General features: G+C 68.7%; 14 protein-coding genes. 7 read left to right on the forward strand and 7 right to left on the reverse strand.

Features of this window, described 5'->3' with window-relative positions:
• Positions 1-25: 25 nt before the first annotated feature.
• Positions 26-712: a DedA family protein gene (locus BST38_RS05675; RefSeq protein ID WP_083142443.1), complete on the forward strand. Its 687-nt coding sequence runs from the start codon at positions 26-28 to the stop codon at positions 710-712.
• Here the strand turns inward: BST38_RS05675 and nhaA are convergent.
• Positions 709-2,571: a Na+/H+ antiporter NhaA gene (gene nhaA / locus BST38_RS05680; protein ID WP_420872521.1), complete on the reverse strand. Its 1,863-nt coding sequence runs from the start codon at positions 2,569-2,571 to the stop codon at positions 709-711. The genes BST38_RS05675 and nhaA overlap by 4 nt on opposite strands.
• Positions 2,564-3,688, reverse strand: coding sequence for a glycoside hydrolase family 76 protein (locus tag BST38_RS05685; protein ID WP_083142278.1), 1,125 nt, complete (start codon positions 3,686-3,688; stop codon positions 2,564-2,566). The genes nhaA and BST38_RS05685 overlap by 8 nt, the downstream gene beginning before the upstream one ends.
• A gap of 73 nt (positions 3,689-3,761) precedes the next feature.
• Here BST38_RS05685 and BST38_RS05690 point away from each other — a divergent pair, with 73 nt between their 5' ends.
• Positions 3,762-4,301: a TetR/AcrR family transcriptional regulator gene (locus BST38_RS05690; protein ID WP_083142279.1), complete on the forward strand. Its 540-nt coding sequence runs from the start codon at positions 3,762-3,764 to the stop codon at positions 4,299-4,301.
• 22 nt (positions 4,302-4,323) lie between these two features.
• Complete coding sequence (locus tag BST38_RS05695) at positions 4,324-5,943, forward strand: MFS transporter (protein ID WP_133057208.1); 1,620 nt, start codon at positions 4,324-4,326, stop codon at positions 5,941-5,943.
• On the opposite strand, the gene BST38_RS05700 is transcribed toward BST38_RS05695, so the two are convergent.
• From BST38_RS05700 to clpB, 5 genes are all read right to left on the reverse strand, one after another.
• Positions 5,827-6,483 carry a TrmH family RNA methyltransferase gene (locus tag BST38_RS05700; protein ID WP_083142280.1) on the reverse strand — a complete coding sequence of 219 codons (657 nt, stop codon included), beginning with the start codon at positions 6,481-6,483 and terminating at the stop codon, positions 5,827-5,829. The genes BST38_RS05695 and BST38_RS05700 overlap by 117 nt on opposite strands.
• The gene (locus tag BST38_RS05705) at positions 6,476-7,375 is read right to left on the reverse strand and encodes a hypothetical protein (RefSeq protein WP_083142281.1); all 900 of its coding nucleotides are present in this window, start codon (positions 7,373-7,375) and stop codon (positions 6,476-6,478) included. The genes BST38_RS05700 and BST38_RS05705 overlap by 8 nt, the downstream gene beginning before the upstream one ends.
• A gap of 6 nt (positions 7,376-7,381) precedes the next feature.
• Positions 7,382-8,158 (reverse strand): SDR family NAD(P)-dependent oxidoreductase, encoded by a 777-nt coding sequence (locus BST38_RS05710; RefSeq protein WP_083142282.1) that lies wholly within the window; start codon positions 8,156-8,158, stop codon positions 7,382-7,384.
• A 14-nt stretch (positions 8,159-8,172) separates the two neighbouring features.
• Positions 8,173-8,946, reverse strand: a complete 774-nt coding sequence (gene ttfA, locus BST38_RS05715) for a trehalose monomycolate transport factor TtfA (protein WP_083142283.1) — start codon at positions 8,944-8,946, stop codon at positions 8,173-8,175.
• A gap of 196 nt (positions 8,947-9,142) precedes the next feature.
• Complete coding sequence (gene clpB / locus BST38_RS05720; protein ID WP_083142284.1) at positions 9,143-11,689, reverse strand: ATP-dependent chaperone ClpB; 2,547 nt, start codon at positions 11,687-11,689, stop codon at positions 9,143-9,145.
• 180 nt (positions 11,690-11,869) lie between these two features.
• Between clpB and BST38_RS05725 the strand changes: the two genes are divergently transcribed.
• The 4 genes from BST38_RS05725 (at position 11,870) to BST38_RS05740 (ending at position 15,824) form a co-directional block, all read left to right on the forward strand.
• Positions 11,870-12,493 (forward strand): CYTH domain-containing protein, encoded by a 624-nt coding sequence (locus BST38_RS05725; protein ID WP_083142285.1) that lies wholly within the window; start codon positions 11,870-11,872, stop codon positions 12,491-12,493.
• A gap of 177 nt (positions 12,494-12,670) precedes the next feature.
• The gene (locus tag BST38_RS05730; RefSeq protein WP_181791991.1) at positions 12,671-14,179 is read left to right on the forward strand and encodes a sodium:solute symporter family protein; all 1,509 of its coding nucleotides are present in this window, start codon (positions 12,671-12,673) and stop codon (positions 14,177-14,179) included.
• Positions 14,176-14,505 carry a hypothetical protein gene (locus BST38_RS05735; RefSeq protein WP_083142286.1) on the forward strand — a complete coding sequence of 110 codons (330 nt, stop codon included), beginning with the start codon at positions 14,176-14,178 and terminating at the stop codon, positions 14,503-14,505. Before BST38_RS05730 ends, BST38_RS05735 begins: the two co-directional genes overlap by 4 nt.
• A complete protein-coding gene (locus BST38_RS05740; protein ID WP_083142287.1) occupies positions 14,502-15,824 on the forward strand; it encodes an LLM class flavin-dependent oxidoreductase in 1,323 nt (440 codons plus the stop codon). Before BST38_RS05735 ends, BST38_RS05740 begins: the two co-directional genes overlap by 4 nt.
• The last annotated feature ends 18 nt before the right edge of the window (positions 15,825-15,842 follow it).

Below are 15,842 nucleotides of genomic sequence, written 5' to 3' on the forward strand. Positions count from 1 at the left end.
CGTGGTCGTCGACAATCTCGCGCTGATGCCCGATTTCCTTGACCCGATCAACCTCCTCAGTTACTTCGGTACCTGGGCGTTGATCGGCCTTCTCGTGGTGGTCTTCGTCGAGTCCGGTGTGCTGTTCCCGGTGCTGCCGGGCGACTCGCTGCTGTTCGTCGCGGGCATGCTGGCGGCGGGCATCTCGGCGCAGTCGGCGGAGGGCAATACCGCACAGGTCAACTTCCAGCTGTGGCAGCTGCTGCTGTTCATCCCGATCGCGGCGGTCCTCGGCGCGCAGGTCGGATATTGGATCGGGCGCAACGTCGGCACCGCGATGTTCAAACCGAACGCGCGGTTCCTCAAGCAGCGCTACCTCGACGAGGCGCATCTGTTCTTCGAGCAGCGCGGCCCGTTCGCGATCGTGATCGCGCGCTTCGTGCCGATCGTGCGCACGCTGGCGCCGATCACCGCCGGTGCGGCGAAGATGAACTACGCGGTATTCACCCTCTACAACGCCGTCGGCGCCGTCGTCTGGGGTGCCGGCCTCACGCTTCTGGGCTACTGGCTGGGACGCATCGAGATGGTCCAGAAGCTGCTCGAGCCGATCGTGATCGCGATCGTGATCGTGTCCGTGCTGCCGATCGCATTCGAGTGGTACAAGCGCCGCAAGGCCGCCAAGCAGGCGGGCATCCCCACCCCGCCGATGGAAGCCGGCGAGCAGGCGAGCTAACCGCGCGCCTGCTCCAGCGCGCGGATCAGGCTGGCCGCATCCCACGGCCCCCGGTGCCGCTTGCCGTTGACGAAGAGCGTCGGCGTCGCGTTGAGGTCCATCTCCTCGGCGTCCTCGGCGTCGTCGGTCACCCGGTGCAGCACCTTCTTCGCATGCACCCGCACGTCCTGGTCGAACTGCTCGATGTCGCAGCCGGCCGAGACCGCGTAGCGGTAGATGTCCGCCCACTCCAGATCGTCCTGGTGCTCGAACAACTCGTGCGCCATCTCCCAGAATCTGCCCTGAAGCGCCGCCGCCTCGCTGGCCCGGGCCGCGTCGAACGCGCGCGGGTGGGCCCGTTCCAGCGGGAAGTGCCGCCACACGTAGAGCAGGTCGTCACCGAAATGCGCGCGCACCTCGTCGATGGCGCCGGTGACCCGGCTGCAGAACGGGCACTCGAAATCGCCGTATTCGACGAGTGTCAGCGGCGCGTCGACGCGGCCGCGGAAGTGGTCGCGCTCCGGGTCGATCGGCCGCAGCAGTTTCATGCCGACCGGTTCGGGCGGGCTGAGCCGGTCGGTGAGCCGGAAGATGGCCCAGCCCAGCGCGAACGCGATCACCGATGCGGCGAGCACGCCGATGCGGGCCTGGTCCTGCCGGCCCGGGTCGTCGATCGCGATGTCGACGATGAACAGCGAGATCGTGAAGCCGATCCCGGACAGCGCCGCGCCCCCGGCGATGCGGCGCAGCGTCAGCCCCGGGGCCAACTGGCCGAGACCGGTGCGGCGGATCAGCCAGGTGGCGCCGGTGATGCCGAAGAACTTGCCCAGCACCAGCCCGGCGACGATGCCCCAGGTCAGCGGTGAGCGCAGCGCCGTGGACAGCGACTGCGCGTCCAGCAGCACGCCGGCGTTGACCAACGCGAACAGCGGCAGGATCACGAACGACACGGTCGGGCCGACCGCGGTCTGCAGCCGCTCGTTGATCGAGATGGACTCCCGAAGCGATCGGCTCGCCGCGCGCGCGTACTGCGAGTTCGGCGACTGCCGGAACGCGCGGATCTGTTCGACCGCCTTCTCCACGGGGCGGCGCTCCGGGGTGAACACCGGGATCAGCAGCGCGACGGCGACACCGGCCAGAGTCGGGTGGATGCCCGCCATGTACAGCGCGACCCACAGCGACACCCCGAGACCCGCGTAGGCCGGGCCGTGCGCGGCGGGCAGATACCGCACCAGGGCCAGCGCGACGATCAGCACCACCGACACCACCAGCGGGCCGACCTGGATGCTGTCGGAGTAGAACACCGCGATCGCGATCAGCGCGCCGACGTCGTCGACGACCGCGAGCGTCAGCAGGAACAGCCGTACCCGCGCCGGGAACATCGGCTTGATGATCGCCAGCGCGCCGACCAGGAACGCGGTGTCGGTCGAGATCACCACGCCCCACGCGTGCGCGTTCTCGCCGGACGGGTTGAACGCGAGGAAGACCACGGCGGGAAGCACCAGCCCGGCGGCGGCCGCGACCACCGGCACGGCGGCCCGGGAGCGGTCGGTCAGCTCACCGACGGTGAACTCGCGGGTCACCTCGAGGCCGACGATGAAGAAGAAGAACGTCATCAACCCGTCGTTGACGATGTGCTTGACCGTCATCTCGAAGTGATGGGTGCCGATCATGACCCCGACAGGGGTGTCCAGCAGCGCCGAGTAGGTATGGGCCCAAGGCGAATTCGCCCACAGGATGGCGATGACGGTGAAGGTCAGCAGCAGCGCTGCCGCGGAGTTGTCGGTGGTCTTGGTGGCCTTGCTGCCCCGGCGCAGCCGTGACGGCAGCAGCGGAAAGCCGCGCTGGGCGGCCGGATAGGCCCGGACCCGGTCAGTCACGCTCACCTGCGGTCACAACGCACGCGGCTTCCAAAAGCATCCAGCCGGCCAGCTGCACCGACAGATCCCGCTCGGGGATCGCCGAGGAGTTGACCGCCCCCTCGACGAACTGCGCGTCCGGAGTGCCCACGGTCGGGATCTCGGCCGCACGCTCCCAGAAGGCCGGGAACAGCGGCAGCCCGTCGACGCTCTGGCGGTTGTCCCACGCCGCCCGGGCGGACGCGAGCACCAGTTCGCGTGCGGTGTCACGCGCCGCCGCGTCCTCGGCGGCGTCGCCGGGCAGTGTCGTCGCGACCAGCGCCAGGTAGCGGGCCAGGATGCCGTGGAACAGCCCGCCGTCACCGCCGCCCGCGCCCTTGAGCACGCCGTTCGGGGCCATCTGTGCGGCGACCGCCGCGACGAGCCGGTGCACGCGGGCGGCGTGCCGGGGGTCGCGGGTGCGCACCGCGAGTTCGGTCTCGGCGCCGAGCACCACGCCCTGGCAGTAGGTGTACTGCGCGCGGACCAGGGACCCGCCCTGGACGCCGTCGAACACCAGGTGGGTGTCGGGGTCGATCAGTGTCTCGTCGATCCAGTCGGCCATCTGCTGGGCACGGCGGAGTGGTTCGCCCAGCGACGACAGGTGCCGGGCCAGGAAGATCGCCGCGGGGCCGTTGGCCGGCGCGTTGAAGAACTGGTCCTGCTTGCGCCACGGGATGCCGCCGCCGTCCTCGGGCACCCAGGAGGTCAGGAACTGCTCGGTCAGGGTGGCCAGCGCCCTCGGGCCGCCGACGCCGGTGCAGCGTTGGGCGCGCTCCAGCGCCAGCGCCAGCCAGGCCATGTCGTCGTAGTAGCTGTTGGTCCACCGGCCGACGTTGCGCAGCCGGTGCCCGCGGATCTGGCGGGTGATCCTGGCCAGGCGCCCGGGGTCGGGGTCACGCAGCTGCGCGTCGACGAGGTTGTCCAGCAGGTGGGCCTGCCACCAGTAGTGCCAGGTGCCGAACCGCCGCTGCCGGGTGGTCGCGGGCCAGGCCACGACGCCGAGCTGGGTTCCCGGTAGTCCCCAGAGCCGCCTGAGGTGACGTGTGGTGATGGCGGCTTCGGCGCTGGCGGCGCGGTTGGCCCACATCTGGTCCATGGCGTCGATCCTGCCTTATGGACGGCCCTACAGCCATGAGACAAATATGTCTCATCTGAGATACAGTCGTTTCATGTCGTCCCGTGAAGAGCTGCTGCGTGCGGCCGCCGACTTCCTCGGCCGCCGCCCCAACGCGACGCAGGACGAGATCGCGGCCGCGGTCGGCGTGAGCCGCGCGACCCTGCACCGGCATTTCGCGGGCCGGGTCGCGCTGATGACCGCACTGGAGGAGCTCGCGATCGCCGAGATGCGCCAGGTGCTGGCCGACGTCCGCCTCGACGACGGGCCCGCGGCCGACGCGCTGCGCAGGCTGGTCACCGCGTGCGAGCCGGTCGCGCCGTACCTGGCGCTGCTGTACAGCCAGAGTCAGGACCTCGACTTCGACTCGACGCTGCAGGCCTGGGACGAGATCGACACCGCGATCACCGAGTTGTTCCTGCGCGGCCAGCGCGACGGCGAGTTCCGTCCCGAACTGCCCGCGGCGTTTCTGACCGAGGCGTTCTACAGCCTCGCCGGCGGGACCGCGTGGTGCATCCGCGCCGGCAGGGCCGCCGCCCGCGACTTCGATCGCCTGATCATCGACCTACTACTCAACGGAGTGACAACCTCATGAACCGCCTTCACGGAGTGAAGACATGAGCAGAAGGTGGTTCGCCCTCGGCGTGCTGACCCTGGCCGTGCTGATCATCGGCATCGACGGCACGGTGCTCTCGCTGGCCACCCCGTTCATCAGCGCCGACCTGGGCACCACCGCGACCCAGCTGCTGTGGGTCGGCGACATCTATTCGTTCGTGCTCGCCTCGCTGCTGATCAGCATGGGCAGCCTCGGCGACCGGATCGGCCACAAACGGCTACTGCTTTGCGGCGCAACGGCATTCGCGGCAGCCTCGGCCCTGACCGCGTACGCGGGCAGCCCGGAGGCGCTGATCGCGACCCGCGGCCTGCTCGGCGTGGCGGGTGCGACGCTGGCGCCGTCGACCCTCGCGCTGATCCGCGGCCTGTTCCCCGACGAGCGCGAACGCAGTGTCGCGGTCGGGATCTGGGCCGCGGCGTTCTCGGCCGGGGCGGCCCTCGGCCCGGTGGTCGGAGGCGTTCTGCTGGAACACTTCTGGTGGGGGTCGGTGTTCCTGATCAACATCCCGGTGATGGTGGTGCTGCTCGCCGGCGGGCTGGTGCTGCTGCCCGAGCACCGCACCACCGATCCCGGGCCCTGGGACCTGCCCAGCGTGGTGTTGTCGATGCTCGGCATCCTCGGCGTCGTCTACGCGCTCAAGGAGGGCCTCACCGGGTTCTCCCACGGCATCGGCATCGAGGTCCCGGCGGCGGCGGTGCTCGGCGTGATCGCGCTGACGCTGTTCGTGCGCCGCCAGTTGCGGCTGCCGCATCCGCTGATCGACGTGCGACTGCTCGCGAACCCGCGCTTCTCCGGGGTGGTTGCGGCGAACCTGCTGGCGGTGCTCGGACTGTCGGGTCTGGTGTTCTTCCTGTCGCAGTACTTCCAGCTCGTGCACGGGTACGGCCCGCTGAAGGCCGGGCTGGCAGAACTGCCCGCCGCGGTGACCGCGATGGTGTTCGGCGTGCTCGCCGGTGTCGCGGTGCGCTACTTCTCGCACCGCAGCGTGCTCGCCGCGGGACTGGCACTCGTCGGCGTCGCGATGGCCGCGCTGATGACCTCGCTGATCGTATTCGCACCCCTGACTCCGTATGCCCCGCTGGGTGTTTCGCTGTTCGTCGTCGGCGTCGGTCTCGGCCTGGCGTTCACCGTCGCCAGCGACATCATCCTGACGACGGTGCCGAAGGAACGGGCGGGCGCGGCCGCGGCGGTCTCCGAGACCGCCTACGAACTCGGTATGGCCCTGGGTATCGCGCTGCTGGGCTCGATCCTGACCGCGGTGTACCGCACCGTCGTGGTCGCGCCGGGGATCCCCGCCGCGGCGGCGGAGAAGGCACGCGATTCGCTGCCGAGCGCGATCCAGGTGGCGCACACCCTTCCGGCCGATCAGCAGGGCGCGCTGCTCGATGCCGCGAAAACGTCGTTCACGCACGGCCTGACGGTGTCCGCCGGCGTGGGCGCCGCGCTGATGCTGACCGCCGCGGTCGCGGTCTGGTGGGTGCTGCGCCCGGCCGCGGCCGCCGCCTCACCAGGCGCTGTCGAGGTCGGCGTGCTCGCGGATCCAGGCGTGCATCACGATGCCTGCGGCGACGGAGGCGTTGATGGAGCGGGTGGACCCGAACTGGGCGATCGAAACCGTTAGCGCGGCACCGTCTTTCGCGTCGTCCGTGATGCCGGGCCCTTCCTGACCGAAGATCAGCAGGCAGTCTCGGGGCAGGCTGACCTCTTCGAGGCGGGCCGCACCGGGGACGTTGTCCACGGCGACGGTGCACAGCCCGGCGCCCGCGGCGAACTCGAGGAGTTCGGCGGTGCTGTCGTGATGGCGAAGCCGTTGGTAGCGGTCGGTCACCATCGCGCCGCGCCGGTTCCAGCGCCGCCTGCCGACGATGTGCACGGTGTCCACGGCGAACGCGTTGGCCGTGCGCACCACCCCGCCGATGTTCGCGTCGTTTCCGAAGTTCTCGATCGCGACGTGCAACGGGTGCCTGCGGGTGTCGATGTCGGCGATGATCGCCTCCCGCGTCCAGTACCGGTACGCGTCGACGACGTTGCGGGTGTCCCCCGCGCGCAACAGCTCCCGGTCGTAGCGCGGGTCGTCGGGCAGCGGGCCCGGCCACGGTCCGACGCCCGTTCCGCCACCCCATTCGGTGGGGCCGGGGAGCTCGTCGGGTGGCTCAGTCATCGGAGGTGGTCCACAGCCCGGCACGGGTGCCCGCCAGCGACACCGTCGCGTAGAGCAGTGCGTGGTTGATCTCGCCCTGCGTGCACAGCGACACGTTGACGTGGACGCCGTCGCGCGACTCGTCGGGCAGCACCAGCACCGAGGAGCCGTACACGTCGCACGCCCGGCTCAGACCCCTGCCTTGCCGGGTCGGCGAGGTGAACACCATCATCGGGCCACCGCGCTGCGCCGACTCGTCGCGGTAACGCTCTGTCAGGCCGGTGATCTCGAGGCCGAGCAGCATGTAACCCTGGCCCTGGAACGCGGCCGGGTCGCCGAGCGCGGCCGGGGCCAGTTGCGCCCCGTCGGCACGGAAGGCGTCGACACTCGTGGTCTTGACCGCCAGGCCGGCGTCGTCGCCGGTCGCCGGGGGCAGCCCGACCGGGAACGCGGCCGGATAGGCCACGGTGGTCCCGGGTGTGCGCTCGCGCGGCGAGTACGCGTAGATGCCGCGCACCTGCGACTGGTCCCGCAGCGGCCCGATGCACACCGTACCGGTCATCCGGTCCGGCGTCGGCGCCGAAAGCGGTTTGATGTCAAGGGTTGTCACGTCCTGACAACCACCGATCCCGTTCGCCTCCAGCGGGTGGGCGAGCGCGCCGTACAGGCCGAACCGGATGTCCTCGGGCGCGGCGTGCGGCTCCCCCTCCGCGGCGACGGACGCGTCCACGTCGACGAGGACGTGCTCGGCCTCGAAGCGCAGGTTCGCCACCGACATGTTCCAGCCGAGCAGCGGCAGCGCTTCCCCGATCGTCACGGTCTGGGCGGAGAACACGTCACGGCGGTCGGCGGCGTCACCGGAACAGGACGTCACGGCGAACACGATCGCCGCCAGGATGGCGATTACGCGCACAGGCCCTCAGGTCCGCCCACGGCCCTTGCCGACCACTCTGGTCAGGCTGCGCACGACGTTCCGGGGCACCAGCCGCCCGCCGGTGGTGAGCGCCTTGTACTGCAGGCCCGGGATGATGACCACCTTGCCCTTGGCGATGTCGGCCATGGTCTCGCGGACCACCTCGTCGACTTCCAGCCACAGGAACGGCGCGGTGCCCGCCATGTCGATACCGGCGCGGGCGTGAAACTCGGTGCGCACGAACCCGGGGCACAATGCGTGCACCCCGACGCCGGTGCCGGTCAGGCCGTTGGCGAGACCCTCGGTGAACGACACCACCCACGCCTTGGACGCCGAGTACGTCGAGCCCCGGCCGGGCAGCAGACCCGCGACGCTGGCGACGTTGAGCACCGTGCCCCGGCCTGCCTCGATCATCGACGGCAGGGCGGCGTGCGTGAGCTGCATGACCGCGGTGACGTTGACGTCGAGCTGGGCCTGCAGCACGTCGTAATCGGCCGTCCAGAACTCCCCAGAGGTGCCGAAGCCGGCGTTGTTCACCAGCACCTGCACGCCGGCCCGCAGCCGCTCGCACACCGCCGCACGGTCGTCGGCGTCGGCGAGATCGGCGCGGATCACCTCGACACCGGCGCCGGCCTCATCGCGAAGCTCGGCGGCGAGTGTCTCGAGCCGGGTCGCATCCCTGGCGACCAGCACCAGGTCATGGCCGTCGACGGCGTAGCGCCGGGCGAATCCCTCGCCGAGCCCGGACGTCGGTCCGGTGATCAGGGCGACGGGACGGGACATGTCCCAGAGAATACTTATCGCTGATAGTTGGGCGACTGCCGCCCGTTCGGCGGCGCCGGCTGCGGCGCGGGGCGGCGCACCGGTCCCGGCGGCGGCACGTCGCGGCCCGCGGGAGCCGGGGTCAGCGGACGGCTCGGGGAGCCGGTACGGCGTGCGACGGGCTGCCCGGTGGCGGCGGTCGGGACCGGCGGCAGCACCCGCAGCAGATCGTTGAACTGCCGCACGGTGCGCAGGCCTTCATCCCACTGAGCGCGGGTGCTGGTGACCGGCATGCTGATCAGCGTCCAGTTGCCTTCGTTCCACATGATCTCGGCGACGTCCGGCGCGGTGTGGGCGAACGTGACCATCCGGCGGTCGCAGGCACGCCGCGCCGCGTCCAGATTCGTGGAGTACACCATCCGCGGCCCGATCGCGCCGAGCAGCCAGATGTCGTTCTCCTGCGGCTCCTTGAGGCCCTTGAGCCGCATGTCGACGGTGACGTTGGTGCCGACCTTGCGGTGCAGCGCGATCACGGTCGCGACGTCGTCGAGGTCGAAGATGAACACGGCCTCGCCGCGGATCTGACCGAGCACCACATTCCTGGCGGTGACGTCTCCGACGGTCGACATCACGCCGCGCTTCCAGCGCTGCACGATCTCGCCGGATTCGCGCTCGTAGTCGAAGCCGTGCGATTTGGCCCACGACTTGCGGCGACGCCCGAGTCCGCGGCGGCGGTCGAGGTCGATGTACAGCAAGACGGCCGCACCCACGAAACAGAGTGCGGACAGCGTGAACCAAAGCGGGACCATTGCCCTAAGAGTAACTTCTCGGCCCGCCGAACCGAGAACTCGAGCCGATCACAACTTGTCACCGGGTCGAACCGGCCCGCGAGAGTGCGCTCAGATCGCCATTCTTCGCTCGATCACGCCCTGGACGCACTCTGGCGCGATCGGGACGCGAAAAACCCCGCCACACCGAAGTGTGACGGGGTCTTCGCGCAAGCGCTCAGCCCAGAACCAGCGATTCTCCGTCCGCGCTGACGTTCACCGGCACCACGTCACCGTCGTGCACCTCTCCTGCCAGCAGCATCTTGGCCAGCTGATCACCGATGGCCTTCTGCACCAGCCGACGCAGCGGCCGCGCCCCGTAGAGCGGGTCGAACCCGCGCTCGGACAGCCACTTCTTGGCGGGCAGCGACACCTCCAGCGTCAGGCGACGCTGAGCCAGCCGCTTGGCCAGCTGCTCCAGCTGGATGTCGACGATCGACACCAGCTGCTCCGGGTTCAGAGCGTCGAACATGATCACGTCGTCGAGCCGGTTGATGAACTCCGGCTTGAACGCCGACCGCACCGCGGCCATCACCTGCTCCTCGGAACCGCCGGCGCCCAGGTTGGACGTCAGGATCAGGATGGTGTTGCGGAAGTCGACCGTGCGGCCCTGACCGTCGGTCAGCCTGCCCTCGTCGAGGACCTGCAGCAGCACGTCGAACACATCCGGGTGAGCCTTTTCAATTTCGTCGAACAGGATCACCGTGTACGGGCGCCGCCGCACCGCCTCGGTCAGCTGACCACCCTGGTCGTATCCGACGTATCCGGGCGGGGCACCGACCAGCCGGGCCACCGAGTGCTTCTCGCCGTACTCGCTCATGTCGATGCGGACCATCGCGCGTTCGTCGTCGAACAGGAACTCCGCCAGCGCCTTGGCCAGCTCGGTCTTACCGACGCCGGTCGGGCCCAGGAACATGAACGAGCCCGTGGGCCGATTCGGGTCGGCGACACCGGCACGCGAGCGACGCACCGCATCCGAGACCGCCTGCACGGCCTTGCGCTGCCCGACGACCCGCTTGCCCAGCTCCTCCTCCATGCGCAGCAGCTTGGCGGTCTCGCCTTCGAGCATCCGGCCGGACGGGATACCGGTCCACGCCTCCACCACCTCGGCGATGTCGTCGGGGCCGACCTCTTCCTTGAGCATCACGTTCTCGCGGGCCTCGGCCTGCGGAAGTGCGGCGTCGAGCTTCTTCTCGACCTCCGGGATACGGCCGTAGCGCAGCTCGGCGGCCTTGGCCAGATCACCGTCGCGTTCGGCCCGGTCGGCCGCACCGCGCAGATCCTCCAGCTGTTCCTTGAGTTCGCGCACCACATCGATGGCGCCCTTCTCGTTCTGCCAGCGCGTGGTCAGCTCGGCCAACTCTTCCTTCTTGTCGGCCAGTTCGGCGCGCAGCTTCTCCAGCCGGTCCTTCGACGCGGCGTCCTCCTCCTTGGCCAGCGCCATCTCCTCGATCTCGAGACGGCGGACCAACCGCTCGACCTCGTCGATCTCGACGGGCCGGGAGTCGATCTCCATGCGCAGCCGAGACGCGGCCTCGTCGACGAGGTCGATGGCCTTGTCCGGCAGGAAGCGGCTGGTGATGTAGCGGTCGCTGAGGGCGGCCGCCGCGACCAGCGCGGAGTCGGTGATGCGCACACCGTGGTGCACCTCGTAGCGCTCCTTGAGGCCGCGCAGGATGCCGACGGTGTCCTCGACGGACGGCTCGCCGACCAGCACCTGCTGGAAGCGGCGTTCCAGTGCGGCGTCCTTCTCGATGTACTTGCGGTACTCGTCGAGGGTGGTCGCGCCGACCAGCCGCAGTTCACCGCGGGCCAGCATCGGCTTGATCATGTTGCCCGCGTCCATCGCCGATTCACCGGTCGCGCCCGCGCCGACGATGGTGTGCAGCTCGTCGATGAAGGTGATGATCTGTCCGGCCGAGTTCTTGATGTCGTCGAGGACGGCCTTCAGGCGCTCCTCGAACTCACCGCGGTACTTCGCGCCGGCCACCATCGAGCCGAGATCCAGCGACACGACCGTCTTGTCGCGCAGGCTCTCCGGAACGTCGCCGGCGACGATGCGCTGGGCCAGGCCCTCGACGATCGCGGTCTTGCCGACACCGGGTTCACCGATGAGCACCGGGTTGTTCTTGGTACGGCGGCTCAGCACCTGCACCACGCGCCGGATCTCGTGATCGCGGCCGATGACCGGGTCGAGCTTGCCTTCCTTGGCGCGCGCGGTCAGATCGGTGGAGTACTTCTCCAGCGCCTGGTAACTGCCCTCGGGGTCCGGGTTGGTGACCCGGGCGCTGCCGCGCACCTTGACGAACGCCTCGCGCAGCGCCTGCGGCGACGCACCGTGGCTGGTGAGCAGCTTGGCGACGTCGGCGTCCCCGGACGCGAGGCCGAACATCAGGTGCTCGGTGGAGACGTACTCGTCGTCCATCTCGGTCGCGAGGTGAGTTGCCGCGGTGATCGCGGCGATCGCCTGCGGAGCCAGTTGCGGCTGCGAATTCGATCCGGTCACGCTGGGCAACCGGTCGAGCAGACGCTGCGTTTCCGCGCGGATGGTCGCGGGGTCGACGCCGACGGCCTCCAACAGCGGGGCGGCGATGCCATCGTTCTGCGTCAGCAGCGCCATCAACAGGTGAGCGGGCGTGATCTGCGGGTTGCCCGCGGCGGTGGCCGCCTGCAGCGCCGAAGTCAGAGCCGCCTGGGTCTTGGTCGTCGGATTGAACGAGTCCACGACACCTCCCTTTCAGGTATGGAGGGCTGCACAGCAGGCCCTTCGAATGCTTGTCCCCTCTAGCAACGCAGTCAAGGTTGAGTCTGTTCCGCTCAACTCTAGAAAGTTTTACCAGATGTTGGGATGTGGACACGAACGCGAGGTCCACCGCCGCGGCCGCCGAGGAGTTAACGTCGCCGTATGTCCGATTCCGGCTTCGGTGACTTCGAGTTCGAACGCAAGTTCTTCGTCGCTGACATGCCCGCCGTCGCGGCGTCCGACCCGAGTCCGGCCCTGATCGCGCAGGCATATCTGTTCGCCGCCGACGGCTACGCGGTGCGGGTGCGCCTGCAGGGACGCGCACCCGTCGACCTCGACGGCACCCCCGCGGAGTTGGTCAGCGCACTCGTCGACGACGCGATCGGCACCATGACCGCGAAGGGTCCGGCCGCGGGCGGCACCCGCTACGAGGCCGAACGCGAACTGGACCCGCTCGTCGCCGGGCAGATCGTGTCACGGGCCGCGCACGTGATCCTCAAGATCCGGTCGTCGGTGTGGCTGGGTGAGGACGGCTGGGTCATCGACCGGTTCCTCGCCGGCAACGCACCGCTGGTCCTCGCCGAGGTGGAACGCAACACACCCGTCGTCGACCTGGCCATCCCGTCGTTCTGCACCACCGAGGTGTCCGAGGACGACCGGTTCCGCAACGAGTACCTGGCCCATCACCCGTTCGGCACGTGGGCACCCGACTACGCGCGCGAACTGGAGCTGATCGGCCCGCGGTTCGTCGAGACCCTGGGCCAGAACGAGTTCGAGGGCACCTAGACCCCTGGTACAACGCGCGCGGCAATTTCGCTCACATTGAATTCAATTCTTTTCTTGAGCGCTCACTCCGTCGAAGCTGACGCAGCCGCTTAACCGCGGCGGGTGCCCAGCGCTGCGCGCCCGCAGCATCCCCTTCGCCCGCTGCGCGACTCTCGCCCTCATTCCAGGAGTGCTCCCGTGTTCCACCCGTCCGACCTCTCGCCCGGTATCGGCTTCGCGCTGATGCTGGGCTTGGGCGTCTTCATGTTCGCCGTCGCGTTCACCGTCCGCTCGATGGTCAAGAACACCCACGACTTCGTCATCGCGGACCGCCGGATCGGCTTCGGCTTCGGCGTCGGCTCGGTCATCGCGGTGTGGACCTGGTCGATGGCGGTGATGATGTCCTCGGCGCAGGCCTTCAGCTTCGGCACGTCCGGCCTGATCTGGTTCGTGGTGCCCAACGGCCTCGCGGTCATGGTGATGGTGCCGTTCGCACTGCGGCTGCGCCGTCAGATGCCGGCCGGCTACACGATCGTCGAGTTCATCCGCGAGCGCTTCCACAACAAGCCGGCCACCACCGTGATGCTGGTCGCGATGCTGCTCGGGCTGCTCGCCGAGATCTTCATCAACCTGTTCGGCGTGGTGCTCGTGATGGGCGTGATCTTCGGCATCAACCCGACCGTGGTGCTGATCGTCACGCTGGCCACCGTCACCGTCTACTCGTACTTCGGCGGACTGTGGACCTCGGCGATCACCGCGACCTTCAACACGCTGCTGATCACCGTGCCCGCCGCGATCGTCGTGCTCTACGTGCTGCAGAAGGTCGGCGGCCCGGAGCTGGTGTTCCAGAAGGTCGACGAGGCGGGGGCGAACACGCTCGACGCGTTCGACGGCTCGGCGGCGGCCGCGTTCGGCATCTCGCTGGCGCTGGGCCTGCTCGCCTCGACGATGGCCGACCAGACCTTCTGGCAGAAAGCGTGGGCCCTCAAGCCCGCGACCGCCGGACGCACCTTCGTGTGGGCGGGCATGTGGTTCTACCCGATCCCGATCGTGCTGGGCCTGCTCGGACTCGTCGGCCTCGGATTCGGGGTCACGCTCGACGATCTCGGCGACGCCGGCCCCGGAGGCATCGGGCCGTACGTGATCAGCCACCTCGGGCTGCCGATCGTGCTGATCGCGCTGTACGTGCTGATCATCCTCAACGCGTGCTACTCGTCGATCGATGGCGCGTTCTCGGCGCTGTCCTCGGTCGTCGCCGTCGACATCCTCAAGCGCGCCAAGCCCGACATCGCGCCGAAGTCGTTGTTCCGCTACACCAAGGCCTCGATCCTGGTGGCCGGTGTCATCGGCGGCATCGTCGTGAGCTCCGGTATCGACTATGTCGATCTGGTCAACACCGTGTACTTCCTCAAGGCCGCGCTGATCATCCCGCTGGGGCTGGCGATCTTCTGGAAGCGCATGACCTCGACGGCGTTCGTGACCAGCCTGGTGCTGGCGATCGCCATCGGCTATCCCGTCCGTGAGTTCGTCGGCGAACTCCCCGGAATCATCACCCTGGAGGCGATTTCACTCGTGGCTGCCGTCGGTATCAGCCTGTTGTCCAATCAGAAGTTCGACTACGACGCGCTCAAGCGCCGCGGCGAGGCGCTCACCGCCGCCGATGCCCCGTCCGAAATCCCTTCGGCTGAACCGGATCCGGTCCGATGATCGCGTTCTGGATCGCCGTGGTGGTCGGTGGCATCGTCGGCGTGGTCTACGTGACACTCGGTGTGCAGGCGTTCTTCCGGGTGCGCCGCGACGTGCTGGCACTCGCGGAGTCCGGCGCCCCCGCCGAGATCGACACCGCCGGGCTCGAGCAGGAGAACAACCGGTCCTTCACCTGGAAGGCACTCGGGGCCGTGGTGACCTCGACCGCGGTGATCGTGCTCCTGGGTGTGAGTCCCGTGTTCTGGTACATCCCAGCGGTTCTCGCGATCGGCTCGGCTGTCGCGGTGATCTCGGCGTTCGTCATCGACCGGAAGGCAACAGCATGAGCGCGAAGAAGAAGGCGCATCTTCTCGGATTCGTCCAGCACGGCGTGATGAACCACGCGTCGACGATGTGGGCGCACCCGCGGGACAAGGTCGGCTACCACTGGTCACGTCCGGAATTCTGGCGGGATCTGGGCCGCACGATGGAACGCGGGCTGTTCGACGCGATGTTCATCGCCGACGAGCTGGCGCCGTACACGACGTACAAGGGCAGCTCCGATCCGGTGGTCAAGTACGCCGGCCAGTGCCCGGTGCACGAACCGGCGGCGCTGGTGCCGATCATCGGTGCGTTCACCAAGCACCTCGGCATCGGTATCACGCTGTCGACGTCCTTTGTGCCGCCGTACATGATGGCGCGTCAGCTCTCGACGCTGGACCACCTGACCAACGGCCGGGTGGGCTGGAACATCGTGACCTCGTACTCCAAGAGCGAGTTCCAGGCGATGGGCAAGGACAACCTGACGCCGCGCGACAAGCGCTACGAGGTGGTCGAGGAGTACATGCAGCTGCTCTATCAGCTGTGGGATTCCTGGGATGACGACGCGATCGTCTACGACCGCGAGAACGGTGTGTTCGCCGACCCGTCCAAGGTTCGGGAGGTCGACTTCCAGGGCGAGTTCTTCACGTCGAAGGGCCGCCATTTCGTCGCGCCGTCGCCGCAGAAGCGGCCGGTGCTGTGGCAGGCCGGATCCTCGGAGCAGGGCCGCGATTTCGCCGCCAAGCACGCCGAGTCGGTGTTCGGCATCTTCCCGACACCCAAGAGCATGCGGGCCTACGCCGACGACATCCGTTCGCGCGCCGACAATGCCGGCCGCGACCCCGAGTCGGTGAAGCTGATCTACGGTCTGCAGACGGTCATCGACCGCGACAAGGCGCGGGCCAACGACCGCTATGCCGAGTTCGTCGAGAAGGTGCAGATCGAGAGCGCGCTCGGAATCCTGTCCGGCCATACCGGTTTCAACTTCTCCACGCTCGGACTGGACGACAACGTCGTCGACGCCGACGTGCAGGGGATCCGCGGTCTGTTCGACGCGATCCTGGAGGCCAAGGACGGTGCGCCGGTCACGGTGCGCGAGGCCGCGCAGATCTACGGTGTGTCGATGGGCGCGCCGGTCGCGGTCGGCACTCCCGCCGATGTGGCCGACCAGATGGAGCAGTACCTCGACGAGGGCGGCTGCAACGGCTTCATGATGCTGGCCACCGATACGCCGGGCTGCTTCAACGACATGACCGAGCTGCTGGTTCCGGAACTGCAGCGGCGCGGACGGTTCCGTACCCGCTACCCCGGGACCACGCTGCGCGACAGCCTTCAGGAGTACTGATCGGCTTGTCCTCCAAGA

The sequence above is a fragment of the Mycolicibacterium parafortuitum genome (assembly GCF_002086815.1).
Classification (GTDB): Bacteria; Actinomycetota; Actinomycetes; order Mycobacteriales; family Mycobacteriaceae; genus Mycobacterium; species Mycobacterium parafortuitum.